Genomic DNA, 24,257 nt, shown 5'->3' with positions numbered 1-24,257 from the left:
ACTCTTATTATACAATGAAAAGAAAAGATAGTCATGTGAAAATAACTATCTTATTCAAACTTTGTATTCACTTCAAAAATATTATGACCATTTAAATAATCTTTGACAGCCATTTTCTTTTTTCCTTCTAATTGGAATTCAGTAATCAGATAAACACCATCATCAACCTTGACCCCAATAGCATCTTTAAAAACTTTAACAATTGTTCCATTATCCTGATGAGCATGATGTTTGATTGCATTGTCACATTGATGAATTTTTCCTGCCCAAACTTTAACAACTTTTCCAAGATATGTCGTATAACTACCTGGCCAGGGATTTGTGCCTCTGACTTTATTATAAATTTGTTTAGCAGTTAAATTCCAATCAATCCGTTCATCCTCTCTTGATAAGGTAGGAGCATATGTCACCAGACTTTCATCTTGAGGATAACTTTTATTTGTTCCTTCTATTATAGATGGTAATGTTTCTTTTAACAGTAAAGCTCCAACCTCACTTAAACGATCATATAAAATACCAACTGTATCATCATCTAAAATAGCTGTTTCCTTTTGGCTAATAATATGCCCTGCATCCATTTTTTTGACCATATACATAATTGTCACACCCGTCTTTTCTTGTCCATCAATAATACATTGATGAACAGGAGCTCCCCCTCGATATAATGGTAATAATGACGCATGAACGTTGATACAGCCAAGTTTTGGTGCATCTAAAATGATTTGAGGAATGATTTGACCATAGGCCGCTGTAATAATCAAATCAGGTTTTAAATCTAAAACCGCTTGATAATCTTCTTTAATTTTATGAGGCTGAATAATGGGAATATCATATTTTAATGCTTCTATCTTGACATCTGGCATCGTTAAAACTTTTTTTCTTCCAACATAACGATCAGGTTGTGTAACAACACCTACAACATTATATTTTTCTTTCAATAACATTTTTAAAACTGCTAATGAAAAAGAAGCTGTTCCCATAAAAACAATTCTTTCTTGACTCATTTATACCACTCACTTTCTTCTTATCTTCTTCCTCATTTTACGTTAAAACAAGATTGATGACAAGTCTTTTCATTGATTCCGCCTATTTCATGAGTATTACCATTATAATGAAAAACAATATATGAATTTTTTTATTTTTATAGTATGTTTTCACTGATAAGCAAAAAAATGTTAATGTATGTGAATTCTCATTAACATTTTATAAATAAAAAATATCAGTTAGAATCAAACTTACAAAATTAGAAAAAATAGTTGCTATGAATTCAATAATATGAATACATCCTTGGCTGATTGTTTTTAATAAAGAAGATACTTGATTATCTGATGAATCCTGAATTGTGACATATTGATTTTGGGCAACTTCTCCTGATGATAATGTTTCTTCAAAATTATCAATTGATCTTTGAAACATTGTTTGTGATACTTTGTTATCATCAAAAAATAAAGCTAAAACACATATGACTAATAAGACCAAACATAAATCTGTCATAAATTGTTTCATGCACTTAAATACTCATCTATAACTAAAGCTAATATATTTAAAGAATTTTGAATCTCTTCATATGTGTTTTCATTGGCTCCAACTTCAATCAAGACCATATTTTTTGTGACACCTTGATTATAATGACTTTGTTTTAACATGACACCTCGTGATATTTTAGGTATTTTCTCATTAAGCATACTTGACATTTTTTCACAGCATTTATTGACAGATGGATAATTATCGCTTCCTTTTCCCACAACAAACATTAATTTCGCATAATCTTTATTGTCTACGGTAATGGTTGTTAAAGATTTTTTGACTGAATCACGATGAAAATCAATAACAAGATCATAATTTCCATGTTCCTTTAAGGCATTGTTTAAATATTTTTTAGAAACAGTATAAGAATAAGCATAATTAATATGATTTTTTGTTTTATATAGTTCAAAATCAGTTGTTTCATAATCAACTTGATATCCTCTATTTTGTAATAATTGCATTAAATATCGACTCCCTTCTTTAACTGAATTTGTTGCATATTTTTCTCCTTGATGTGTGTTATAGATATAAATTGATTTTCCATTAGACTGTTTCTTAACATCCGTTGTTGTAAGTGATGAGACAACATTTTCAATATTCTCGCTATAAACCTTTTGAAAAGGAAGATTCAACAATATCACGATCACTATAATCACTTTCATAACAATCTTAGCATTATTATTCACTATCTCTTCCTCCTATAACTATACAACTTAACATATGCAAAAAAGGTTAGATTTAGTACTTTAAATCAAAAAAGACTATACACTTCATTATGCTTTTTTGAAGTCTATAGTCTTTCACTTTATTCTTTTATATACTGTTCAACCAATTTTTCATAAGGTACATTATCATTCATTAAATCACTTATTCTTTCTAATTCATCTTCATTACATTGCTTTAGATAATCTGTTGCATCTTTATGATATTTCTTCATGATCATTCGACTTAATAAATTAACCATGCCATATCTTTTCCCTTTTTCTTCACCTTCTTGTCTTGTTTCATTAAGTTCCATCGCATGAAAGAACTCTTTTTCTCTTTCCTCCAGCAACTCTCTAATTAACGCTCCATCTGCTTTAAACATTTCATAGCTTCTTTCCATATATTGGACCATCCCTTCCTTTTCTTCATATTCAATGTTTTCTACTGTATTGTTTGCCATAAGATAGATCACTGCCTCAAACTCGCTTAGTTTCCTTTGTCCTGCTATTTTGTTTATCGCTTTGAGATTCACATAGTAGATATGTATCACACAGTCTCTCATCTGCTTTCCATCCTCATATCTCAGGGTTCCATGATTGATGAGATGAACATTATCTTCATTGATAAAGATAATCAGATAGAACTCCTTAAGCTTACCATAGTCTTTTTCTCCATCTGCCAGCTGTATCACAATGCTCTTACATGCATAGTACTGAAACCTTTTGCTGAGAAAGGAATTCAATATTGTATTCTGCATCTCCATATCTACCTGATAGCCATCCTTTGTGATTAAGGTATCCATGATGATTCTCTTGTCAGTCTTGGACAGAGTTGTCAGTTCGGTATTGCTGATTCTTGCATCCGTCATATCCAGATGAGTGATATTCTCTATCAGGAACTTTCTGAATCTAAAGGCATCCAGATGCTCACTGCCACAGTAGTACTTAAAAAACAGGTCTTCCTTATAATCAAGTGCTAATTTATCTGCTTCCATTATTTACCCTCCTATTATATATATACGCAAAAAAAGGAGGAATTTCTTTTTATAATGGAAACATTTTACAACTTTATTATATAATTGCATAAAGCAATTGTCAAACATGAAGAAAAAGTACCTCGAAAGGTACTTGAGTATCATTTTTGATAATTCTTATATTTATTATCCATTAATGGATAATAAAAGTTTTAGAATAGATTCTATCATTTAAAAACTCTTATCAGAATTGCTTTGTAGTATATGTAGGATAATGACATATACACAACTCCTCCAATGACTACTTTTGCACATAGCATCATTAAAGGGCTATACATATCTGGTATCAACATCAGTATGAAATACATGACAGCTGCAAATACAACAAACGACAGAGACTGTATGAAATATTTTGTTACCTTTATACTCTTTCTTACCATGAATGTCTGATACAGACAGACTGTCATTTCTGCAGCCAATGTTCCTATTCCTGCCCCGAATGCCTGATATCTAGGTATCAACAGATAATTAATAACTACATTGACAATAGCTCCCAAAAATACTGATATAATATATATCCTATCCTGCTTATTTGGAATCAGGTACTGTGTTCTAATCACATTAGCCCATGCAACAAATATGGATGACATAACCAGCACTGGAATAATTGCTTTGCAGGCTTCATACCCCTGTCCATAGAATACAGGTACAAATTCATTGACAACTGCACTTAATCCCAGCGCCATAGGGGCTGATAGAAACAGAGAGACAATCAGTGACTTCTGTATATATCTTTTAGCCTCTGCATGATTCCCATTGGCTATCAGATTGCTCATCCTTGGAAGCATGACCGTTCCAAGTGAGGTTACTGCCATCACTGGTATGGTTGTTAATTTAAACGAGCTTTCATAATATCCTACCTCTGTCATGCTGCTCATCATTCCAAGCATGATCTTATCCATTGTATTATAGATGCTGATGGCGATAACTGGTATAAACAAGACAAGATTGGGTTTAATATGCTTCACTATGTCAGATAGACTTGGTCTTATGAAGAATATGTATCTCTTCAGCAGTCCCCACAGGATGACCTGACTGACTATCATACCCATAACCAGCAGCAGTGCATAGATATAGATATCATCAGCCGATCTGACAAAGACAAATAATAAGATTGTATTGGCAATCTTGATAACTGTATTTCTTGTCACTGTCAGCTTAAACTCTTCCAGCCCAAAGTAGAACCAGTTGATATCCAGCATTACAGAAACAAGATAAATCATGAGTACAAGTGCCATTATTCTATTCTGAGCAAACAGAATGATATATGCAGTATATATGAGAATCACAATAACTCCCATGATCAGCTGCATTGCATATATACTGCAGAATGTCTGAGATAGCTTCTGTCTATCATCCCTAACCCCTGCAATTGTTCTATTCCCATAGTTTTTCAGCCCCAGAAGTATAAACAGACCAAAATAGGAAGCAATAGAATAGGCATATGAGTATATTCCTATATTCTCTGCACCCATGACCCTTGAGATGTAGGGAGTTGTAATCAGTGGGATAATGAGAGCCAAGACATTATACATTGCATTATAAATAAAATTCTTCTTTACACTACTGATAGCACATCACCTCCTTCTCTTCCCTGAAAATATCTCAAGTCTTTACTGATAGATTGATTTTATTACTTTTTTAATCTCTCTTAAATAAATCCCTTGTATAGATTTTATCTTCTACATCTCTTATCTCTTCTGTCACTCGGTTAACAACTATCACATCGCTTATCTTCTTGAATTCCTCTAAATCTTTAATTACTCTGCTCTTATAGAATTCTTCTTCCTTTAGTGTTGGCTCATATACAACAACCTCTATTCCCTTTGCCTTGATTCTCTTCATGATGCCCTGTATTGCACTCGCCCTAAAGTTATCCGACCCACTCTTCATTGTCAGTCTATAGATTCCTACTACCTTAGGCCCTCTATCAATGATTTCCTGTGCTATGTGATCTTTTCTTGTTCTGTTGCTTTCCACTATTGCACTGATGAGGTTCTCTGGTACATCCTGATAGTTTGCCTTTAATTGCTTTGTATCCTTTGGCAGACAGTATCCTCCATATCCAAATGATGGATTGTTGTAATGACTTCCTATTCTTGGATCAAGACATACTCCTTCTATGATATCTTTTGTATTTAGGCCTTTCATCTCTGCATAGGTATCAAGTTCATTGAAGTATGAGACTCTTAATGCCAGATATGTATTGGCAAACAGCTTGATTGCTTCTGCTTCTGTACTGTCTGTAAACAGTACTGGTATATCCTTCTTGATGGCTCCTTCTGCCAGTAGATTAGCAAACTCTCTTGCTCTTTCTGACTTTTCTCCCACAACAATTCTTGAAGGATAGAGATTATCATATAATGCCTTTCCTTCTCTTAGGAATTCAGGTGAGAAGATCAGATTCTCTATTCCATACTTCTCTTTCATCTGTTTCGTAAATCCAACAGGTATAGTTGACTTGATAATCATGATAGCCTCTGGATTAATCTCTAATACAGATTCAATGGTTTCCTCTACACTAGAAGTATCAAAGTAGTTCTTTGATTCATCATAGTTAGTAGGTGTACTGATGACAATAAACTTTGCATTTTTAAAAGCAACATCTTTATCAAGAGTTGCTTTTAGTGTTAAATCTTTATTTTTTAAATAATCTTCAATTTCTTTATCCTGAATAGGTGAGATATGATTATTGATCATATCCACCTTTTCCCTGATAATATCTAAAGCAACAACATCATGATGCTGTGCCAATAATGTAGCGATACTTAATCCTACATAACCTGTTCCTGCGACTGCTATTTTCATTAATACTTCCTCCAGTTAATTATTTTTTTCATTTGTTATATATGTGTCATATGAGTGAGTATTATTGTTGCCTCCAATAATATTAAATTGACAATACCATATAAATAAGACGGTTCCTACTAATAACAATTTCTTTTTATTAAAGTTGTTTTTAACATATATAGGAAATATTATAATAATAAATTGATAAGCATATAAAGCAATTCTATTAATTACCCAATTATCTATAGACATTATACTTATAGGTATCCCTAGCATTAACAAAGATAAAACTTGATAATTACTTATGCAAGTTTTTTTATCATTCATAATTAATCTAAGCAATAAAAAAAACAATACTACATAAGAAAGTACTGATAAAGGCCTCCATACTCTCTCAAGATTTTCTAAATCATTCATATATTTAGTATATCTACTTAAAATTGAAATATTGTTAACAATAATAGGTATAAGAAATCTATAAGAAAAATTTAATATTATTCCTATTAAAACAGAACAATATAGATTCTTTTTATTAAATTTGATTTTTAAAGATACTAAGTACAAAACTGCTCCTACTAAAGCAGAAATATGAAAAATTGTAGCTATACAAGTAATAATTAAAAACTTGGAATATTTTTTCTCAATTAATGCATCATATGCAAATAACATAATTGACATTGCCATAGCTTGTTTTAAAATATTTAATGATATTGAAAAAAATCCAAATACCACAAATGATATATAAGCGATAAATCTTTCATTACTTGATTTAAAATGCTTTTGTATATACTTAAATTCAAAACAATAAATAATTATGGATACTATCCATAAAAAAGAGTACATATTTTCAGAAATAAAAAACATAAATTTGCTTAAAATAGGAAATCCAAACTGAATATTATAATACAAAATAATTTCTTTATTATCATTAAAATAAGATCTAACAAAATTAGATATATTAACATAATTTTGAAAATCAGAACCAACATTCAATCTGATACTTGTAAGAAATATAATGATTATTATAAAAATGTAATATCCAATTAAAAATTTTTTTTGATTGATTTTTAAAACAAATTTATTTAGATAATAAAAAAGAATAATTAGTATAAAATCGAATACTATTGTTTCCAATAAATTAATAAATAACTTTTCCATTATATTTCACCCAATAATTGCGAATATACATTTTCAATTTTATTAACTGTATTTTCGATGGAAAAATTTTGTGCTGCATAATTTACATTAACTTTTCCCATATGCTTATGAATTGAATTATTTTGATATATATATTTAATAATTTCAGTTGCTTCATCAATATTATTGTATAGATATCCATTCTCATTAATATTAATTAACTCTTTCATAGCTCCTTGATTATGTGCAACAATAACCATACCAGCTAACATTGCTTCAATAACAATTCGACCAAATGCTTCTTTTTTTGAACATACAATACATATATCATTTGTATTATATATTTCTTTTATATTATTTGTATGATGTAAAATATTCACACTATCATTTAAGGCATGTTTATCAATAAAATATAATAATGAATTATAATATGATATATCTTGTACTTCTCCAACAATACATAAACTAACAGGAAAGTTTAATTCAAGTATTTTCTTTACGATTTTCAAAGCATCTAATTGTCCCTTTTCAGATGTGATTCTTCCTACAATAAGCATTTTTATTTTATTTTTTTTAAAAAGTTCATGATTATGAATAATATAATTATTTACATCTACTCCATTGTAAATTACTTCAATAGGCGTATTTAAAATTCTTTCGTATTTATTCTTGATTGAATTTGAAATAGCTAATATCTTATATGAATGTTTAACTAGATTATAACAGTATTTTTTATTTATAAATTCTCTACTTTGATCCTCTTCTAGAAATTCTCTGATATGTGTGATGAAAGGTATTTTACATTTTATTGACACTTCTGCTCCAAACGAACATGTAATTTTATTAAGATGAATTATTTTTATTTCTTCAATATTCATGATTTTTTTTACTTTATTAAATTGAAAAAAATTATAAATTCGTTTATAAATATATTTACAAATAGAAAGAAATTTATTTTCATTTATTTTCTTTGTGTATGTGTATGACTTCACAATATAATATGTAATATTCCGTTTTAGTAATTCAGTTTCAATATCACCACTTTTATGTAAAATAACAATCGGTTTATAGTCAATAGATAGATGATCAATTATATTTATTAATGATTTCGAGACACCAGGAACAACACTACTCTCAAATGTAAAAAATGCTATCTTACTTTCCATCATTAGAGTTCTCCTTAAAATTGATTTGATTTTGATAATTAACGATAAAATGCCTTTCTCTATCTTCTTTTTTAGGTATAGTTAGATAATCTCCAAACAAATTTTTTAAATAAACATCATAATTATTAGGTAATTTAACTTTTAGATTTTCGAATTTCCCATCTACTGCAGGAAAATAATTGCTATAAAGTATTTTTTCACCAAAATAGTGTTTTCTTCCTGTTGGTGAACTCAAATAATCACTTTTTTTTATTAAACTATTTACTTTATCAACTATACAAAACCACTTTTCAGGTTGTAAAAATGAAAAAACTACTCCTATAATATTTCGAAAATAATATAAATATTTATTATTTTTCTTGATCACCAAACGTATGTCTTGCACTTCATATTTACGTCCATAAACAGAACTTGCAATAAACATTAGTAAAGTACTTAAAATACCATGTAATAAATATAAAAGCTTATTATTAGGAACATGCTCTATTGGGAAAATATCTATAAAAACACCATTAGGATTTAAGTTATTTATGTCATTAATTTGTATATAAGTAGTGTGTTTTCTATAAATTTTAGCAAATCTATTTTTGGGATGCAAACTATAATTAGGAGCATTAATTTCATATTTATCACTAAACGTTTCATCTATTAATTTTAGAAGTTTCAAATAGTCCATTCTATATACATTTATATCTATATCATCATCCCATGGAATGAAGCCATGATGACGTATACATCCTAATGCTGTTCCTCCACCTAAAGTGTAGTTAATATTATTATCCTCACATAATTTGACTATATCTTCTAACATTTGAAGCAAAATTTCTTTTATTTCTTTTTTCTCTTTATCAGATAGTTCTTTTACAGAAAGATTACTATAAATTTCTCTTAAATTTAAACTATTCATTTAAACTCTATTCCTTCCTAGTAATAAAATAAATATACTTATATTCATTTTTTATTTATACCCCCAATATTGAAACAATCTTAAATACATAGTATTTAAATTTGTAGATGGAAACCATCCTAAAGACTCCAATTTTTTACTACTTAAATACATCTTATTTATTGGTGCATATATTTTCTGTTCGTTATCATTATGAATTTCGACTTCTAACTTTCCAGAACCAAAATTTTCTACAACTAAACTTGCCATATCTTTAATTAACATAGAATTTTCTTCATTACAAACATTATATGCTTCACCATTTTCTCCATAAAGAAGCACAAATAAAACTCCTAATATTGCATCAACAGTATAACAATAGTTTCCAACAGTCTCGCCACTAGTATTTAGCACAATATTTTTATGATTTATAATACTTTTCGCAAATTGAGAATAAATTCTAGTGTCATTATAACTTACACCTGCCCCAAACACTTGAGATAATCTTATAATTTTAACCGGCAGATTATCTTCGATCATATATGCAATATTAAGACTTTCGCAAGCTCTTTTACCTTCAGAATAACTACTTCTAGGAGATAATATATCTATATATCCAATTTCATTTTCTTTCACTTTACTGCTAGAACTAATTTGACCATACATCTCCATAGATGATATATAAATAAATGACTTCACTTTTTTTGAAACAGCGAAATCAAGTACATTTTTTGTGCCTATAAACGATGTCAACCACGTTTTTTTTGGGTATTTATACATAGTTTTTGAATCAGTAATGCTTGCACAATGTATTATATAATCTATTTTCTTATTATAGCTTATAGTATTTTGGATATCATTCTGTAAGATGGTTAAACATTTATTATTGAGATATCTCTCAAACATTTCTGTTGCTTTTTTTATATCTCTTACTAAAGTAATTATTTTTATGTTTTTATCATTTTTGTAATTATAATAAAGTAAATATTTGACAAGCAATGAACCTATCAATCCTGTTGCACCTGTAATTAATATTGATGAATTATCTAAGCATTCTAGATTCAAATGAGAATTGATTGTAATTGTATCAAAATCATTATATAGAATTTTTTCATTTAAATTCATTATTATAACCCCCATATTTGAGAATTTTCACGTGATTCAAGTATTGCTCTGAAAATATAAAAATCAGAAGGTGTGGTTATTTTTATATTCTCTATAGGTCCATTAATACAATGTAAATTAAATCCATAGTATTTCATTAACATTGCTGAATCAATCATTGTATCTTTACCTTCTTGCAAAGCTTTTTTATGAACCTCATAAATATCATTAAATTTAAAGCTCTGAGGTGCTCTAGCAACTCGACAAATATCTCTATCTAAAACATTTTCAATATAATTTAATTCATTTGTTTCTATAATAGTTTCATTTGCAGGAGCAACAGTAATTGCACTCCCATATTTCTCAACAGACTCTATATTCTTTGTGATTGTTTCATGATCTATCAAAGGTCTTACACCGTCATGAATTAATACTGTTATTTCTTTTAAATCTATATTCTCATTATCTTTTATTGCATATATACCTTTTCTTATTGACTCTTGTCCTGTAGTTCCACCAGGAATAATAAGTTTTACCTTTTTTAATTGATATCTTTTTATCAATTCACTTAAATATTCTATCCACTCACTAATGCATACTATATAGATCCAATCAATTTGATCATGTGTTTCAAATATTTCAACTGTATGAATTAAAATAGGTTTTCCATTTAATTCTAAAAACTGTTTTGGTTTCCCTTTCGTATGCATTCTCTTACCAGTTCCACCCGCAAAAATTAATGCTATATTCATCTTATCACCTCTTCTGTATTCTTTCTCTATAACGTTCTATCAAATAATTCATCTTCAATTTTTCATTAACTAATCAATAAAAATATCTGATATCCTAATTCAAACAGATATTTTATAAACCATATTCTCTACATCACTAAACCCTTTACTTCTAAAATCCATTTTATACATTATGTTATCTTGGCTCTTACAGTCATTGTTCACTTTTCTCTTTATTAATTATTTTCAATTATCCTTAATAGTTATTTAATAATTAACTTTTCATATATTCTAGATAATTGATTATTTATGGTTTTATCAGAAAATTTTTCAAGTTCACTGTTATTAGATATTCTTTTTCTTCTCTGATAGACACTATTGATTTTTGACACTAAATCCTCTTCATCATTCACTTTAAATAAATATAGATTTTTTAAATCAACATTTCCTCTTATCTTACTCCCAATGCAAGGTAACCCAGAAGCCATTGCTTCCAATAATGACACATTTAATCCCTCTCTTAATGATGGTAATATATACAAATCACTGCTGTTTAAAAGTTCTGGTATATCTTTTCGAAAACCTAATATATTTACTTTATCTCCTATACCCAAATGATTTGCCAATTCTATCAGATATCGATCTAAATCTCCTTGTCCTGCTATTAAATATTTAATATTTGAATATCCTAGTTTTGCTATTGCATTAATGACTATTTCATGATTTTTATTTTTATTAAGTTCTCCTACAGATAATATTACAAAATCATCAGATTTTAGCCCCAATCTACTTCTATATTCATCTCTATTGAAATTTTTTATTTGAAACTTTGAAATATCTATTCCCACTCCTGGTACATATTCTAATTGTTTCATCTTAAATTTTTCTTTTGCTCGATTGTAATCCTCTTTGTTAATTGTTATTAAAACATCTGTATATTTTGATAGCCATTTCTCTATTGGATAAAAGATTACCCAGTTCTTTATTGGTGCCCCTTTGTAAAAATGAAAGCCATGTGCTGTATATATGCTTTTTGTATTTGTCTTTTTACATGCTAGTCTTGCTATTACACTTGCTATGGGTGTATGACAATGAACAAATTCATAACTGTTTTCTCTCAGCAGTTTTAATGTTTGTTTATAGGATTTTATATGGCAGCCTATACTGAATGGTGACCTTGAATAATCTATCTGATGATATATTACATCTAAAGCATTCAGTTTTTCCTTTAAATCATTTACCTTTTCATCTGTCCATACACTTCTGTCACCCCAGTCACATGCCACTTCTACTTCAAATCCTAAATTCATTAATATCTGAATGTTATTCATGTTGAACTGGCCAATCATGGATGGAACAGATGCTATCATTAACATTTTCTTCATCTTATGACCTTCCTTATTGGTGAACCTACATACGTTCCATATTCTGCTATATCCTTTATCACTACACTTCCTGCACCTACTATGCATTTTTCACAGATACTCACATTATTGATAATTGTACTGCCTACTCCTATCCATGCCTTTTTACCAATTTGAACGCCTCCTGCAATATGCGCTCCTGGACTTATATGAACATAATCATCAATAATGCAGTCATGATCAACAGTAGCTGAAGTATTAATAATGCATCCTCTGCCTATCTTTGAATCTGCATTGATGACTGCATTTGCCATGATAACCACTCCTTCTCCTATCTTCACTGTTTCATCTACCGTTGCTGATGGATGTATAAGGATTGGCTGTTCAATGTTCATTTCTGATAGCTTCACTGTTATTTTCTCTCTGGTGTCATTGTCGCCTACTGCAACAAAAAAATCATATTTCTCTTTATATCTGTCAATATCATTGCCTGTTCCTACTACCTGATATCTCCCATTTGTCTTTCTGGAAATATCATCATCCAGAAATAGTATTTCTTTATATCCATTCTGTTTGGCTATATCTGCAACTACCTTGCCATGGCCACCTGCTCCTATAATCATGATTCTATCCTTCATAGTATGTCCCTCTGAATTCTTCCATGGTTGATGATGTCTCACTGGAAATCCCTTCTCTCAATAGAACGACCTTTATCGTTCTCAGGATGATTACTATATCCATCAGCAGTGATACTCTTTGTGTATACTCTACATCCAGATCAAACTTATCCTCCCATGTAATACTGTTTCTGCCATTGACCTGTGCATAGCCTGTAAAGCCTGGTCTCACATCATGGCGATGTTTCTGATGTTCGTTGTATAAGGGTAGATATCTAACCAGTAAAGGTCTAGGTCCTACTATTGACATATCACCTTTAAGTATATTAAAAAGTTCAGGCAGCTCATCTAGACTTGTTGATCTCAGCAGCTTCCCAAACTTTGTTAGACGTATTTCATCTGGAAGTAGATTTCCTTCCTCATCTCTTTCATCTGTCATTGTCCTGAACTTATATAATGTAAATATCCTTTCATTCAGCCCTGGCCTTTCTTGCTTAAAGATAACAGGTGTCCCCAGTTTTGTTCTGACCAGAATGGCAACTATCAGTAGTACTGGAATCAGTATGATGATTGCTGCTAATGATAATATGAAATCAAGGATCCTCTTGATATACTTTCGATACATCACTTCCACATTCCCTTTATAATCTTGCAGATTCTCTGCAGGTCTTCTTCATTCATCTTTGTATCACTTGGCAGACATACTCCTTTTTCAAACAGTGACTGTGATGTCTGACTGTCATCAATATAATCACATTCACTAAAAACTGGCTGCATATGCATTGGCTTCCATACCGGTCTTGATTCTATATCATTCTCCTCTAACGCTATCATGATATCTAAAGGCCTGACTGGACTTCTCTCATCCAGCTGGATTGTTGTCAGCCAGCAGTTACAATAGGACTGATATAAATCTCTTGGCATCAGGGTTAAACCTTGTAGTTCTGACAGTTCCTTCTGATAGTATTCATAGATTTCTCTTTTCTTGCCTATACGTTTATCCAGTACTTTCAGCTGTCCTCTGCCTATTCCTGCGACAATATTGCTCATGCGATAGTTATAGCCTATCTCCTTATGTTCATAATGTCTGGCTTTCTCTCTTGCCTGTGTTGACCAGAACAATACCTTTTCTGCTTTCTCACTGCCATCCTCTGTATTAAAAAGAAGCATACCTCCACCTGATGATGTAATGATCTTATTTCCATTGAAGGAAATAATTCCATAATCTCCAAATGTACCTGTATACTTCCCATTGACTGTTGTTCCTAATGATTCTGCTGCATCCTCAATAAGAGGAACATTGTATTCATTGCATATGTCTCTGATTTCTTCTATCTTTGCTGCTAATCCATAAAGATGAACAACAATGACTGCCTTAGGCAGATGATTCCTATATTTCTCAAAAGCCTTTCTTAATGCTCTTGGAGACATATTCCAAGATTCATCACTATCAATGAATACTGGAATTGCCTTTTCATAGGTGATAGGATTAGCCGAAGCACTGAAAGTCAGACTCTGACAAAAAACGATATCATCCTGTTTAATCCCTATACTTTTTAAAGCCATATGAATAGCAGCTGTTCCACAGGACAAGGCGACTGCCGCTTTAGCATGAAGCTTCTCAACCATTTCTTTTTCAAACTCATTGACATTCTTACCTAAAGGAGCAATCCAGTTGGTATCAAATGCTTCCTGAATAAATTCTTTTTCATAGCCTTCATCACTCATATGTGGTGAAGCCAAAAAGATATGTGACATTGTATTTCCTCCCTTCAAACACAAAAAAAGAATATAGTTTCCCCTACCCCAAGTAAAGGAAACTATATTCAAATAATCCACATAGGTGATAAATCAAACTCTATACTTCATTATTTTGCATGTCTACACATAATCCTGCTTTTATATTTCGATTTAAGAATTTTAAATCTAAATAGGCAAACTGGTTATGCTTATCTACTTTAATAATATTTTCTTCAAAATTCATTAATGGTCCTTTATAAACAACTGCTTTTTTCTCTTTTATAAATGCTTGGGACATTCTTAAGATTCCTTCATCATCTAGTAATTGATGAAACATATGAATTTCTTCATGACTTAAAGCTGTTGTACCATCATATCTTAATTGTTTAATAAGACCATCTTTTTCTTCATACATATGTAATATGACGGAATCAAATTCTATCTGATTCCGTTTTGTCTGTACAAAGATATATCCAGGGAACATAGGTTTAATCGCATAATCCTTTATATCTCTCCGATAATATTCATATTGAGGTATAAAAGCATAAATATCTTGTTTCTTATTAAAGGTTTGACATAATCTCTCTGCTTTTAAACTTTGACAATATAAAACATACCAATTCATGATTTGCTGATAACCTCTAAAGGAACTTTCATGATCCTACCAAAAATATTGCAATCTAGAATAGCTACTCTTTTATGCCTATCTATTTTCTTGATTCTTTTTTCCAAACCAATTAAAGGTCCTTCATTGATCATTAAATGAGAATCAACAATATGTCCTGTAGAATGTTTAATCACATCCTGATTATCAAACATCTTCTCTAAAAGCATTTGTTCAACTGATGTTAATGCAATCATTCCATCATATTCTAATAAATCAGCCATCTGGCGAATTGAGCGAAAGAAATCATCATACTTCATTTTAAACTCTTCTTGATTTAAAGATGTTCTTATAAAAATATAATCAGGATACATATAGGAAGTCTGAAATTCTTTAATATGAGAATTAGAGAACCATTTTTCCATTTTTGGTAAAAAGGCATAAATATTCTGATCAGTATTCAAATAATCAATAATTTCCTGACATTTTCCTGACTTGACATGCACAATGTACCAATTCATATGTCATTCCTCCCTGTATTTTACTTCGCAGAACTTCTTATTCTAAGAAAATACAGATTATTTAATATGTATTTCAAATAAATAAAACTCAGTATAGCCATCCTGATTTTAGACAAAATCATCATATTTCAAACAAATTATGATATTTTTATGACAGTTTTAGATGATAAATATAACGTTTGCGGTTGATTTTTAACCTATATGTGTTATAATTTTTTCGCAGAATAAGAAGTTCTGCGAAATTAATCTGTATAATTAAAGGTGTTCACTCATGAACACCTTTTTAGTACCTTAAATTGTTTATGCTTGTTGATAAAATTTTAGATATCATTTCAATATCAAAATCGATTTGTTTATCACTCATCACAAATTGATTTTCTATTGGATTTAAAACTTCATTTAATAGTTGAACACGTTTTTGTTCATCTAGTTGCCCTATTTCTCCTAAGATAAGTCGTCTTTGTACCTCATTTAATCGTCCTTCATATCTTTTTCGCTTGCCTACTTTCAATGCTGTTGAAGGATCTAATGATTCTTTAAAATATCCTTCTAATAAATTATAAACATCACTGACTAAACTAGATACATGAATAACAGTTGGAATACCGATTGCAATAACAGGTACACCCATTGATGATTCAGTAATACTCTTACGATGATTTCCAATACCACTGCCTGGATAAATACCAACATTATTCATTTGAATCACATGACAAATTTTTTCATAACTTTGTGCACATAATGCATCAATTGCAATAATTAAATCAGGATGATATTCACTGACAAGACAACTAATAATATCAGCCGTTTCCATTCCTGTATGAGCCATCACTCCTGGAGCAATACACAAACTATCATAATATTGCTGATGATGTCTTTCATCTAAAGGATAATGATGAGTGGCACGAAGATGTTTGATTGTTCTTGGTCCAATCGCATCACTTGTTAATGTTTCATTACCTAAACCTACAAATAAAATCATTGGATCTATTTTTTTTGTTTTTTCTTTAATAAATAAAGATAACTGCTGTTCAAAATGTTTGGCAATTGTTGAAACATTTTGATAATCCGGGAAACTTATTTCAACATATTGTCCAACTTCATGTGGATAGAGATCACTCTTTTGTAATATTTCAAAGGTCTCTATTGTAATATCTCCATCCTTTTTTTCATCATGTTTATAATCTTTATCCTGTATAGCATGAGCTAAAGATTCAATTGCTAAATCACTTCTTGTATAATACTTTTTCATTTTCTCACCACATTAAGCATTGACAAAATAAAAAAAAATAATCATTTCACAATAAAACATTGCATTTATCGTCTATTTTTGGTAGAATAACTAGGCGAAAGACAAAAGCGAGGTGAAAGAACAATGGCAAACATGAAACAACAAATCAAACGTTATAAAAATGATAACAAAAAACGTGCAATCAACAATTCTTATAAAAGTGCTTTAAAAACAGCAATCAAAAATGTAAGAGCTGCAGTTGAAGCTGGAGATAAAGAAGCTGCTATCGCTGCTTACAATGTTGTTGCATCTAAATTAGATGCTTCAGTAAGCAAAGGAATTCATCATAAGAACTATGCTAGCAGACAAAAATCAAGATTAGCTAAATTAGTAAACTCTATCGCTTAATTAGTGGTAGAGTTTTTTTGACAAATTTTATATAAACATAATGATAAAATAGCACCAAGGAGGGATACAAATGCTTTGTAGTCTGATTGGGGCTTTTTTATTAGTTTATGTATGTGTCATTACATTTATGAATATTCTTGAATATCCTTTACGTGATTTTATGATTATTATTCCCCATCTTCTCATTCCATTAAAGAAAGGTTATATTTTCGCATTTTGTTTACAAATCATAGCTATTTTCACTATCCTTAATGAAGGTCATATTATTTCTTTACCTCTTCCTCATATGATTATACATATTTTATGTATTGTTTATGCTTTCTTACTAACAGTTATTACCTTTTATAACTATCAATCACATACAGCAGAAAAGAAACAATTCATGGCACCACTTTTATTCATCATCTCATTATGCTTTTGGTTCACCATCTATTCAATATAACCTATGAATAAAGAGATATCTTTATTCATTTTTATTTACCAAAAGCAAATGCAAACATTATTGACAAAGTGAAAAGAAAGACATATCATAAAAGAAACCAAGGAGGTAATTATGGAAAGAAAAAATATTGATTTAAAAGATACTTGGGATTTATCTCTTATTTATAAATGTTCACAAGATTTTTATAAAGACCTTGATAAAGCCAAAGAATTATTAAAAAATTTAATTCAACAAAAAGATTTATTTTTACAAAATAAAGAAAATTTCTTAAAATTTCATGAAGACTATCTTTTACTCTCTCGTTATATTCAAAAGTTACATTGTTTTGCACATTTACATTGTGATGTAGAACCTAATAATCAAGATTATCAAACAATGTATTCTGCCATTCTCACATTTTATGATCAGGTCTCATCTTCTTTAGATTTCTATACTGTCATGATGATTGATGAAAGCGAAAAAGTACAAGAATATATCCAGGGAGAAGAATTTGCTGATTATCGTTATTCAATTTCAGAAATTCTTCGTCAAAAGAAACATGTCCTTTCACAAGAAATGGAAACATTGATTTCAAAAACATCACCAATTGCTGATATTTCATCACAAGTCTTTGATGCTTTACGTTTAGACTATGAACCAGTTCATGTTGATGGTGAAGAAAAATTCTTAAATAGTGCAACATTAACAGAATTCTTAAAAAATAAAGATCCAAAAGTGAGACAAGAAGCTTATCATCATTTCTTTAAAGTCTATAAAAAATTTGAAAATGTTTTTGCAGCCACATTATCTGGTGTTATGAAAAAAGATGCTTTTTATGCTGATGTTAAAAAATTTGATGATCCTTTACAAGCCAGTCTTTTTGATGATAATGTTCCAACATCATTATTCTTTAAGATTTTAGAAAAAGCTAATCAGGAATATCGACCTTTATTCCATCGATACAATGCTTTAAAGAAAAAGATTCTCAATTTAGATTGTATGTATAATTACGATCTCAATGTTCCTTTACTACACTACCAAACAAAAAAATATACAATTGAAGAATGCTTTGATATTATTTTAGATGTTGTTAAGGTTTTTGGAGATGAGTATGTTGATATCATCAAAAAAGCCCGTGATGAAAGATGGATTGATTATTATCCTCATGCTGGTAAACGTATTGGTGCTTATTCAAGTGGCTGTTATGATACCAATCCTTATATCCTTATGAATTTTATTGGTGACTATAACTCATTATCTACCATGATTCATGAATTGGGACATAGTGCCCATACTTATTTATCTTGTCATTATCAATCGCCTATCAATTGTGATTATCGTATTTTTGTTGCTGAAGTTGCATCTACAGTGAATGAAACATTATTGATTAATTACATGTTAGACCATGCATCTTCAAAAGAAGAAAAAGCTTATTTCCTATATGAATTATTAGAAAACTGTGTTGGTTTAATTTTTAGACAACCTCTTTATGCAGATTTTGAACATATATTACACACTTGGGCTAAAGAAGGCAAACCAATGTCTGCTCAGATGATTACAGATTTATACTATCAAAAAAATGCTGAGTATTATGGACCAGATATTACAATGGATGAATATGTTGGACATTCTTGTTTCTATATTCCTCACTTCTATTATAATTATTATGTTTATAAATACACACTAGGTATGACTGTAGCATTAGCTATTGTTTCTCGTATTTTAAATGGTGATCAAAAACAAAAAGAAGCTTATCTTAGCTTCTTAAAATCAGGTGGTAGCAAAGATCCTGTTGACCTTTTAAAAGATGCTCTAGTGGATCCATTAGAAGATCAGCTTTATGATGATGCTTTCCATTATTTTGAAAAAATATTAAATGAATTTGAAGACTTAACAAAAGCAATGTAGATCATTGCTTTTTTTCAATAAAAATTGGGATATCTGGTGGTAAAAAAGTCAAAATGCTAAAAAGAATAATCATGATAAGCACAAGCACAATAACTTGCCTTTCATCAATTTGCCAATGATGAAGATTGGCAACTAACATCACTTTATTCCCTATCAAAATAGCCACAAACAATAAAATAATATCAGCAATAAGACTATCAATTCCTAAACCATAATGATAAAAATAATAAATCAAAACAACACTCATCATTCCTACCACAATCCCAATCAACATTGGTGTCAAAAGACGCTTATCTTTATGATAATAGCGATACCATAAAATAATATCAATCAATAGCATCGGATATAACACCAGCTTCAAATGTTCAAAAATACTTTCATTCACTGGTGCAATAATCGCCATAAAAGCAGATGGAAAAATATCATAGCCAAAATGCAATATTGCCCCAATTAGAAATTCAATGAAAGTTACAATCCAAATCATCTACAATCACCTATACATATTATGACAAAAACAATCATAATATAACAAATGAAACCATTATTTATACTTTTGTTTCCGGTAGCCACTTCCCATCTTGGACTGAAAAAACAATCTGTTGAAGTTCCCCACGACCATCTGAGTATATTTCTCCATATGGATAATAAACCAAGTTAAAAACCAGTTCACCTAAAGTATTTTCCTGATTATTTTGTTTGGTTAACTGAATTGTTATTTCAAAATCACTATCATCTGGATTTAAATAAACACGATAACGAGGTTGACTATATCCAAATATCATCATATTCTCTTGATTATCATTTAATTCTTTATAATCATATTTCTGCTTCCCATTGCCAAACATAATATGATTCATTTCTAAACGTCCAAAAACATCAGTAGGTAATGTCACATCTACAAAAGCACATTTCTGGGAAAGTTTTCCCTGATAATGAATAACATATAAGTCTGTGGTTTCATCATACTCATAAATATTACCCTGACAACCATTTGATAGTACTATTGAATCACGCATTGGCATATCGATTTGTAATGGCTCTACTTCACCTGTATAATTATAAGTTGTATAAGGCCAAACATAGAGTGTTATGATACCTATAATCAATCCACTCACAAAAAAGATTGTTAACATTTTAAATATTGGAATTTTTTGTAATGATCCTTGAATTTTATGATTTTCAGCTTCCTTTAAACAATTTATCAATTGATAAACAATAACACCAGCACCAGCAATGAAAGCAATAATAACCACAAAACTACTTTCTACGCCATTAAAAAAGATGACCATCATAATTAAAAGTGATTTCAATAAGACTGTTAACGGCCAGTTCATAGCCTGAAAGTACTGATGACAAGCATAAATAATCAACAAATCCTGGATAGATTTTACAGCAAAGTTTATCCACGTTAATGTCACAACTTCTTCAATAGGCGTACTATACAATAATACTTTAGAAAATAAAAATGTTAGAACCAAATAAATTTGAATAAAAAAACAAATACGAAAATAATGATCCTCTTTCCTTAATAAATACAATCCTAATAAATAACACCATACTGACAGATATCCCTGTATTTCCCCAATAAAGCCAATATTAATCGTTAAAGAGGATAATGCAAAACCAATTATCAAAAATAGAAGCGCCGATCTCATGGATTTTTCTCTCATCATAATTATCACTCTCCTTGATACTTTTATTATAACATATGTTTCTGGATTGTCGTGGTATTTCACTATACATTCACTTTTTTTTCAAGTATAATAAAGACAGAAATGAGGTTATATTATGTTAAGAAATCAAACACGTTCTTTTCAAGTCGGGAACTTAACACTAGGTGGAAATGATCATGTAATTATCCAATCAATGTGTAATACCAAAACCAAAGATGTGGAAGCGACTGTTAAGCAAATTTTACAATTAGAACAATCTGGCTGTGAAATGGTGAGAGTTGCAGTCTTAAATGCTGAAGATGCAAAAGCAATTTCTCAAATTAAGAAAGCCATTCATATTCCTTTAATTGCGGATATTCATTTTGATTATCAATTAGCATTAACAGCAATTGAAAATGGTATTGATAAAATTAGAATTAATCCAGGCAATATTGGTTCGATTGATAAAGTCAAAGCGGTTGTTGAAGCTTGCAAACAAAAACATATTCCTATTCGTATTGGTGTTAATGGTGGTTCTTTGGAAAAAGATATTTTAGAAAAATATGGAAAACCTACTGCCCAAGGAATGATTGAAAGTGCTCAAAAACATATAGATATTTTAGAGTCTCTCGATTTTCATGATTATGCCATCTCATTAAAATCATCCAATACACTATTAACTATTGAAGCTTATACTCTAGCAAGTCAAACTTTTGACTGTCCTTTACATATTGGTGTGACTGAAGCAGGGACAAAACTAGGTGGAACAATCAAATCAAGTTTAGGTATTGGCACTTTATTATATCAGGGAATTGGTAATACGATCCGTGTTTCATTAAGTGCTGATCCCGTTGAAGAAATCAAAGTAGCAAAAACTTTATTAAAAGAACTGGAACTCATCGATCATGTGCCAACTTTAGTTTCATGTCCAACTTGTGGAAGAATACAATATGATTTAATTCCTATTGCTAGTGAAATAGAAGACTTCTTAAATACCATTCATGCTGATATTACAGTTGCTATTATGGGGTGTGCTGTTAATGGTCCTGGTGAAGCAAAACATGCTGATATTGGTATTGCTGGAGGTGTTAAAGAAGGCTTGTTAATAAAAAAAGGTGAAATAGTAAGAAAAGTAAAACAAGAAGACATGGTTAAAGTCTTGAAAGAAGAAATTATAAAAATGACAAGGGATTAGTCCTTGTCATTTTTTCATTACGAATATTTTCTTTCAAAGATTTTAAGCGATACAAAATAACTTATGAATAAGCATAAGAATGTAAACACACAACCAATCATTAACAATATTGTTGATCCAAGATTTAAAAACTGTTCTACATCAAATCCCAGAAAGATAGATAAGTAGACAATAATAGAAAGACCAGCAATTGCAAGATAGACAAATGTTCCTTTCTTAGCACCTAATAAATGATAGCCAATGGAATTTAAAGCAATTAAGAAAATTCCAATTAACACACCTATCACCCATAGGAGCAAAGCAACATCAAGACTGACAATATTAAAATAAACATGTATCAATGTATAAATAAGTGCAATAAACATATTTAACATAAGATTGATAAAAGAAGTTATAAATCTTGCCAAAACAATTTCTTTTTTTGTAACAGGTAAAGAAATAATTCTTTTATCAAAATTTGTTTTTTCTTCCTTCTCCATGACAACTTGGATAAATGCACTTCCTCCAACTGGTATAGACAAAACAACAATCAAAGCCAATCCATAGAGATTTTTAAATATAAGACCAATCACAATTGACATAATAACATTAGATAGTAATGAAAATATCTGTCCCTTTTGTTTTAATATAAACATATCTTTATAAATTAATGCTTTCATAGTTTAACCCCTCTTACATATAACAGCATAATATCCTCAATCGTTGCTTTATCTATCACAACATCCTGATAAACTTTTTCAAAATCCTGTCGATTGGCAACTAATACCTTATATTCAAATTCTTCTTTTTTATAAGCCAAAATTTCATCTTTTGGCAAAGCTTCAAATATCTTTTGACCACATCTGATAATACCATAATCATTATGAATTTCATCATATGTTTTGGTTAATAATATCTCACCATTATGAATAAAAGTAATATAATCAGCAATTTTATCTAAATCACTTGTGATATGTGATGAAATCAATACACCATGTTCTTCATCCATAATAAATTCCTGTAATATCTCAAGTATTTCGTCTCTAACTATTGGATCCAATCCACTTGTTGCTTCATCTAAAATAAGCAACTTAGGCTGATGTGCTAACTCTGCAGCAAAACATAGTTTCATTTTCATACCTTTAGAAAACTTATCTAAGGTTTTCTGTTTTGGTAATTGAAATCTTTCAATATATTCTAAATATTTATCCTGATCCCAATTTTGATAAACAAGACCCATCATCTTTCCTACATCTTTGACCTTGAATTTTTCATTATAATGACAAGTATCATAGATAATTCCAATATCCTGCTTTAATTCTTTTTCATGTTCTCTCATATTTTGATGAAAAACATAGATTTCTCCACTATCTTCTTTTAATAACCCTTCAATAATATTAATAATTGTTGATTTTCCAGCCCCATTTTCACCTATTAAACCAACAATAGATCCTTTTGGTAAAGATAATGAAACATTTCTTAACTGAAAATCATCAAACGCTTTATTTACATTTTTTAACTCTAAAATCGCATCCATA

The 24,257-nt window shown here is 29.9% G+C and carries 26 protein-coding genes; 4 read left to right on the top strand and 22 right to left on the bottom strand.

Features of this window, described 5'->3' with window-relative positions; all coding sequences use genetic code 11:
* Nucleotides 1-50: 50 nt before the first annotated feature.
* The 18 genes from fmt to gpr all read right to left on the bottom strand — a co-directional run bounded on the left by fmt (nt 51) and on the right by gpr (nt 17,177).
* Nucleotides 51-1,004: a methionyl-tRNA formyltransferase gene (gene fmt, locus BN1865_RS16235; RefSeq protein WP_050638296.1), complete on the bottom strand. Its 954-nt coding sequence runs from the start codon at nt 1,002-1,004 to the stop codon at nt 51-53.
* A gap of 199 nt (nt 1,005-1,203) precedes the next feature.
* Nucleotides 1,204-1,506: a hypothetical protein gene (locus BN1865_RS16230; protein WP_050638295.1), complete on the bottom strand. Its 303-nt coding sequence runs from the start codon at nt 1,504-1,506 to the stop codon at nt 1,204-1,206.
* Nucleotides 1,503-2,213, bottom strand: coding sequence for a stage II sporulation protein P (gene spoIIP, locus BN1865_RS16225; RefSeq protein ID WP_050638294.1), 711 nt, complete (start codon nt 2,211-2,213; stop codon nt 1,503-1,505). The genes BN1865_RS16230 and spoIIP overlap by 4 nt, the downstream gene beginning before the upstream one ends.
* A 119-nt stretch (nt 2,214-2,332) precedes the next feature.
* Nucleotides 2,333-3,226 (bottom strand): hypothetical protein, encoded by an 894-nt coding sequence (locus BN1865_RS16220; RefSeq protein WP_050638293.1) that lies wholly within the window; start codon nt 3,224-3,226, stop codon nt 2,333-2,335.
* 206 nt (nt 3,227-3,432) lie between these two features.
* Complete coding sequence (locus BN1865_RS16215; RefSeq protein WP_255351778.1) at nt 3,433-4,812, bottom strand: flippase; 1,380 nt, start codon at nt 4,810-4,812, stop codon at nt 3,433-3,435.
* Between the two features lie 94 nt (nt 4,813-4,906).
* Nucleotides 4,907-6,073 carry a nucleotide sugar dehydrogenase gene (locus BN1865_RS16210; RefSeq protein WP_050638291.1) on the bottom strand — a complete coding sequence of 389 codons (1,167 nt, stop codon included), beginning with the start codon at nt 6,071-6,073 and terminating at the stop codon, nt 4,907-4,909.
* Nucleotides 6,074-6,088: 15 nt separating this feature from the next.
* Nucleotides 6,089-7,213, bottom strand: a complete 1,125-nt coding sequence (locus BN1865_RS16205) for an EpsG family protein (protein WP_050638290.1) — start codon at nt 7,211-7,213, stop codon at nt 6,089-6,091.
* Entirely contained in the window at nt 7,213-8,358 is a 1,146-nt protein-coding gene (locus BN1865_RS16200) for a glycosyltransferase family 4 protein (protein ID WP_198527295.1), read from the bottom strand. Before BN1865_RS16200 ends, BN1865_RS16205 begins: the two co-directional genes overlap by 1 nt.
* Nucleotides 8,348-9,265, bottom strand: coding sequence for a LicD family protein (locus BN1865_RS16195; RefSeq protein ID WP_050638288.1), 918 nt, complete (start codon nt 9,263-9,265; stop codon nt 8,348-8,350). Before BN1865_RS16195 ends, BN1865_RS16200 begins: the two co-directional genes overlap by 11 nt.
* A gap of 51 nt (nt 9,266-9,316) precedes the next feature.
* Nucleotides 9,317-10,369, bottom strand: coding sequence for an NAD-dependent epimerase/dehydratase family protein (locus BN1865_RS16190; RefSeq protein ID WP_050638287.1), 1,053 nt, complete (start codon nt 10,367-10,369; stop codon nt 9,317-9,319).
* A gap of 2 nt (nt 10,370-10,371) precedes the next feature.
* Nucleotides 10,372-11,100 carry an IspD/TarI family cytidylyltransferase gene (locus tag BN1865_RS16185; protein WP_050638286.1) on the bottom strand — a complete coding sequence of 243 codons (729 nt, stop codon included), beginning with the start codon at nt 11,098-11,100 and terminating at the stop codon, nt 10,372-10,374.
* 242 nt (nt 11,101-11,342) lie between these two features.
* The gene (locus BN1865_RS16180; RefSeq protein WP_050638285.1) at nt 11,343-12,464 is read right to left on the bottom strand and encodes a glycosyltransferase family 4 protein; all 1,122 of its coding nucleotides are present in this window, start codon (nt 12,462-12,464) and stop codon (nt 11,343-11,345) included.
* The gene (locus BN1865_RS16175) at nt 12,461-13,123 is read right to left on the bottom strand and encodes an acetyltransferase (RefSeq protein WP_232780423.1); all 663 of its coding nucleotides are present in this window, start codon (nt 13,121-13,123) and stop codon (nt 12,461-12,463) included. Before BN1865_RS16175 ends, BN1865_RS16180 begins: the two co-directional genes overlap by 4 nt.
* Nucleotides 13,071-13,685 (bottom strand): sugar transferase, encoded by a 615-nt coding sequence (locus tag BN1865_RS16170; RefSeq protein WP_050638283.1) that lies wholly within the window; start codon nt 13,683-13,685, stop codon nt 13,071-13,073. The genes BN1865_RS16175 and BN1865_RS16170 overlap by 53 nt, the downstream gene beginning before the upstream one ends.
* Nucleotides 13,685-14,818 carry an aminotransferase class I/II-fold pyridoxal phosphate-dependent enzyme gene (locus BN1865_RS16165; RefSeq protein ID WP_050638282.1) on the bottom strand — a complete coding sequence of 378 codons (1,134 nt, stop codon included), beginning with the start codon at nt 14,816-14,818 and terminating at the stop codon, nt 13,685-13,687. The genes BN1865_RS16170 and BN1865_RS16165 overlap by 1 nt, the downstream gene beginning before the upstream one ends.
* Nucleotides 14,819-14,918: 100 nt before the next feature.
* On the bottom strand, nt 14,919-15,425 hold the full coding sequence (locus BN1865_RS16160) for a transcription termination/antitermination NusG family protein (RefSeq protein WP_050638281.1): 507 nt from the start codon (nt 15,423-15,425) through the stop codon (nt 14,919-14,921).
* Complete coding sequence (locus tag BN1865_RS16155) at nt 15,422-15,925, bottom strand: transcription termination/antitermination NusG family protein (protein WP_050638280.1); 504 nt, start codon at nt 15,923-15,925, stop codon at nt 15,422-15,424. Before BN1865_RS16155 ends, BN1865_RS16160 begins: the two co-directional genes overlap by 4 nt.
* Nucleotides 15,926-16,208: 283 nt before the next feature.
* On the bottom strand, nt 16,209-17,177 hold the full coding sequence (gpr, locus tag BN1865_RS16150) for a GPR endopeptidase (RefSeq protein ID WP_050638279.1): 969 nt from the start codon (nt 17,175-17,177) through the stop codon (nt 16,209-16,211).
* Between the two features lie 123 nt (nt 17,178-17,300).
* On the opposite strand from gpr, the gene rpsT reads away from it, so the two are divergent.
* The 3 genes from rpsT to pepF all read left to right on the top strand — a co-directional run bounded on the left by rpsT (nt 17,301) and on the right by pepF (nt 19,893).
* Complete coding sequence (gene rpsT, locus BN1865_RS16145) at nt 17,301-17,564, top strand: 30S ribosomal protein S20 (protein WP_050638278.1); 264 nt, start codon at nt 17,301-17,303, stop codon at nt 17,562-17,564.
* Nucleotides 17,565-17,634: 70 nt separating this feature from the next.
* Complete coding sequence (locus BN1865_RS16140) at nt 17,635-18,006, top strand: hypothetical protein (RefSeq protein ID WP_050638277.1); 372 nt, start codon at nt 17,635-17,637, stop codon at nt 18,004-18,006.
* Between the two features lie 111 nt (nt 18,007-18,117).
* Nucleotides 18,118-19,893, top strand: coding sequence for an oligoendopeptidase F (pepF, locus tag BN1865_RS16135; protein WP_050638276.1), 1,776 nt, complete (start codon nt 18,118-18,120; stop codon nt 19,891-19,893).
* Between the two features lies 1 nt (nt 19,894).
* On the opposite strand, the gene BN1865_RS16130 is transcribed toward pepF, so the two are convergent.
* Nucleotides 19,895-20,377, bottom strand: a complete 483-nt coding sequence (locus BN1865_RS16130; protein ID WP_050638275.1) for a DUF6512 family protein — start codon at nt 20,375-20,377, stop codon at nt 19,895-19,897.
* A gap of 61 nt (nt 20,378-20,438) precedes the next feature.
* Complete coding sequence (locus BN1865_RS16125; RefSeq protein ID WP_050638274.1) at nt 20,439-21,566, bottom strand: hypothetical protein; 1,128 nt, start codon at nt 21,564-21,566, stop codon at nt 20,439-20,441.
* A gap of 115 nt (nt 21,567-21,681) precedes the next feature.
* Between BN1865_RS16125 and ispG the strand changes: the two genes are divergently transcribed.
* Complete coding sequence (gene ispG, locus BN1865_RS16120) at nt 21,682-22,740, top strand: flavodoxin-dependent (E)-4-hydroxy-3-methylbut-2-enyl-diphosphate synthase (RefSeq protein WP_050638273.1); 1,059 nt, start codon at nt 21,682-21,684, stop codon at nt 22,738-22,740.
* A gap of 17 nt (nt 22,741-22,757) precedes the next feature.
* Here ispG and BN1865_RS16115 read toward each other — a convergent pair whose 3' ends face one another.
* Together BN1865_RS16115 and BN1865_RS16110 are read right to left on the bottom strand one after the other, a co-directional pair.
* Nucleotides 22,758-23,399 carry an ABC-2 transporter permease gene (locus BN1865_RS16115; protein WP_050638272.1) on the bottom strand — a complete coding sequence of 214 codons (642 nt, stop codon included), beginning with the start codon at nt 23,397-23,399 and terminating at the stop codon, nt 22,758-22,760.
* Nucleotides 23,396-24,256 (bottom strand): ABC transporter ATP-binding protein, encoded by an 861-nt coding sequence (locus tag BN1865_RS16110; RefSeq protein WP_050638271.1) that lies wholly within the window; start codon nt 24,254-24,256, stop codon nt 23,396-23,398. Before BN1865_RS16110 ends, BN1865_RS16115 begins: the two co-directional genes overlap by 4 nt.
* Between the last annotated feature and the right edge of the window lies 1 nt (nt 24,257).

It is taken from the genome of Candidatus Stoquefichus sp. SB1 (assembly GCF_001244545.1).
In the GTDB taxonomy this organism is placed as follows: domain Bacteria; phylum Bacillota_I; class Bacilli_A; order Erysipelotrichales; family Coprobacillaceae; genus Stoquefichus.
Note: the sequence above shows the minus strand (reverse complement) of the source record. Positions and strands in the feature narration are given on the sequence as shown.

What these genes read in the sequence shown, in the direction of transcription:
- fmt (WP_050638296.1), bottom strand. Translation starts at nt 1,004, where the DNA reads ATGAGTCAAGAAAGAATTGTTTTTATGGGAACAGCTTCTTTTTCATTA.
- BN1865_RS16230 (WP_050638295.1), bottom strand. Translation starts at nt 1,506, where the DNA reads ATGAAACAATTTATGACAGATTTATGTTTGGTCTTATTAGTCATATGT.
- BN1865_RS16220 (WP_050638293.1), bottom strand. Translation starts at nt 3,226, where the DNA reads ATGGAAGCAGATAAATTAGCACTTGATTATAAGGAAGACCTGTTTTTT.
- BN1865_RS16210 (WP_050638291.1), bottom strand. Translation starts at nt 6,073, where the DNA reads ATGAAAATAGCAGTCGCAGGAACAGGTTATGTAGGATTAAGTATCGCT.
- BN1865_RS16205 (WP_050638290.1), bottom strand. Translation starts at nt 7,213, where the DNA reads ATGGAAAAGTTATTTATTAATTTATTGGAAACAATAGTATTCGATTTT.
- BN1865_RS16200 (WP_198527295.1), bottom strand. Translation starts at nt 8,358, where the DNA reads ATGGAAAGTAAGATAGCATTTTTTACATTTGAGAGTAGTGTTGTTCCT.
- BN1865_RS16195 (WP_050638288.1), bottom strand. Translation starts at nt 9,265, where the DNA reads ATGAATAGTTTAAATTTAAGAGAAATTTATAGTAATCTTTCTGTAAAA.
- BN1865_RS16190 (WP_050638287.1), bottom strand. Translation starts at nt 10,369, where the DNA reads ATGAATTTAAATGAAAAAATTCTATATAATGATTTTGATACAATTACA.
- BN1865_RS16185 (WP_050638286.1), bottom strand. Translation starts at nt 11,100, where the DNA reads ATGAATATAGCATTAATTTTTGCGGGTGGAACTGGTAAGAGAATGCAT.
- BN1865_RS16180 (WP_050638285.1), bottom strand. Translation starts at nt 12,464, where the DNA reads ATGAAGAAAATGTTAATGATAGCATCTGTTCCATCCATGATTGGCCAG.
- BN1865_RS16170 (WP_050638283.1), bottom strand. Translation starts at nt 13,685, where the DNA reads ATGTATCGAAAGTATATCAAGAGGATCCTTGATTTCATATTATCATTA.
- BN1865_RS16165 (WP_050638282.1), bottom strand. Translation starts at nt 14,818, where the DNA reads ATGTCACATATCTTTTTGGCTTCACCACATATGAGTGATGAAGGCTAT.
- BN1865_RS16160 (WP_050638281.1), bottom strand. Translation starts at nt 15,425, where the DNA reads ATGAATTGGTATGTTTTATATTGTCAAAGTTTAAAAGCAGAGAGATTA.
- BN1865_RS16155 (WP_050638280.1), bottom strand. Translation starts at nt 15,925, where the DNA reads ATGAATTGGTACATTGTGCATGTCAAGTCAGGAAAATGTCAGGAAATT.
- gpr (WP_050638279.1), bottom strand. Translation starts at nt 17,177, where the DNA reads ATGAAAAAGTATTATACAAGAAGTGATTTAGCAATTGAATCTTTAGCT.
- rpsT (WP_050638278.1), top strand. Translation starts at nt 17,301, where the DNA reads ATGGCAAACATGAAACAACAAATCAAACGTTATAAAAATGATAACAAA.
- BN1865_RS16140 (WP_050638277.1), top strand. Translation starts at nt 17,635, where the DNA reads ATGCTTTGTAGTCTGATTGGGGCTTTTTTATTAGTTTATGTATGTGTC.
- pepF (WP_050638276.1), top strand. Translation starts at nt 18,118, where the DNA reads ATGGAAAGAAAAAATATTGATTTAAAAGATACTTGGGATTTATCTCTT.
- BN1865_RS16130 (WP_050638275.1), bottom strand. Translation starts at nt 20,377, where the DNA reads ATGATTTGGATTGTAACTTTCATTGAATTTCTAATTGGGGCAATATTG.
- BN1865_RS16125 (WP_050638274.1), bottom strand. Translation starts at nt 21,566, where the DNA reads ATGATGAGAGAAAAATCCATGAGATCGGCGCTTCTATTTTTGATAATT.
- ispG (WP_050638273.1), top strand. Translation starts at nt 21,682, where the DNA reads ATGTTAAGAAATCAAACACGTTCTTTTCAAGTCGGGAACTTAACACTA.
- BN1865_RS16115 (WP_050638272.1), bottom strand. Translation starts at nt 23,399, where the DNA reads ATGAAAGCATTAATTTATAAAGATATGTTTATATTAAAACAAAAGGGA.
- BN1865_RS16110 (WP_050638271.1), bottom strand. Translation starts at nt 24,256, where the DNA reads ATGGATGCGATTTTAGAGTTAAAAAATGTAAATAAAGCGTTTGATGAT.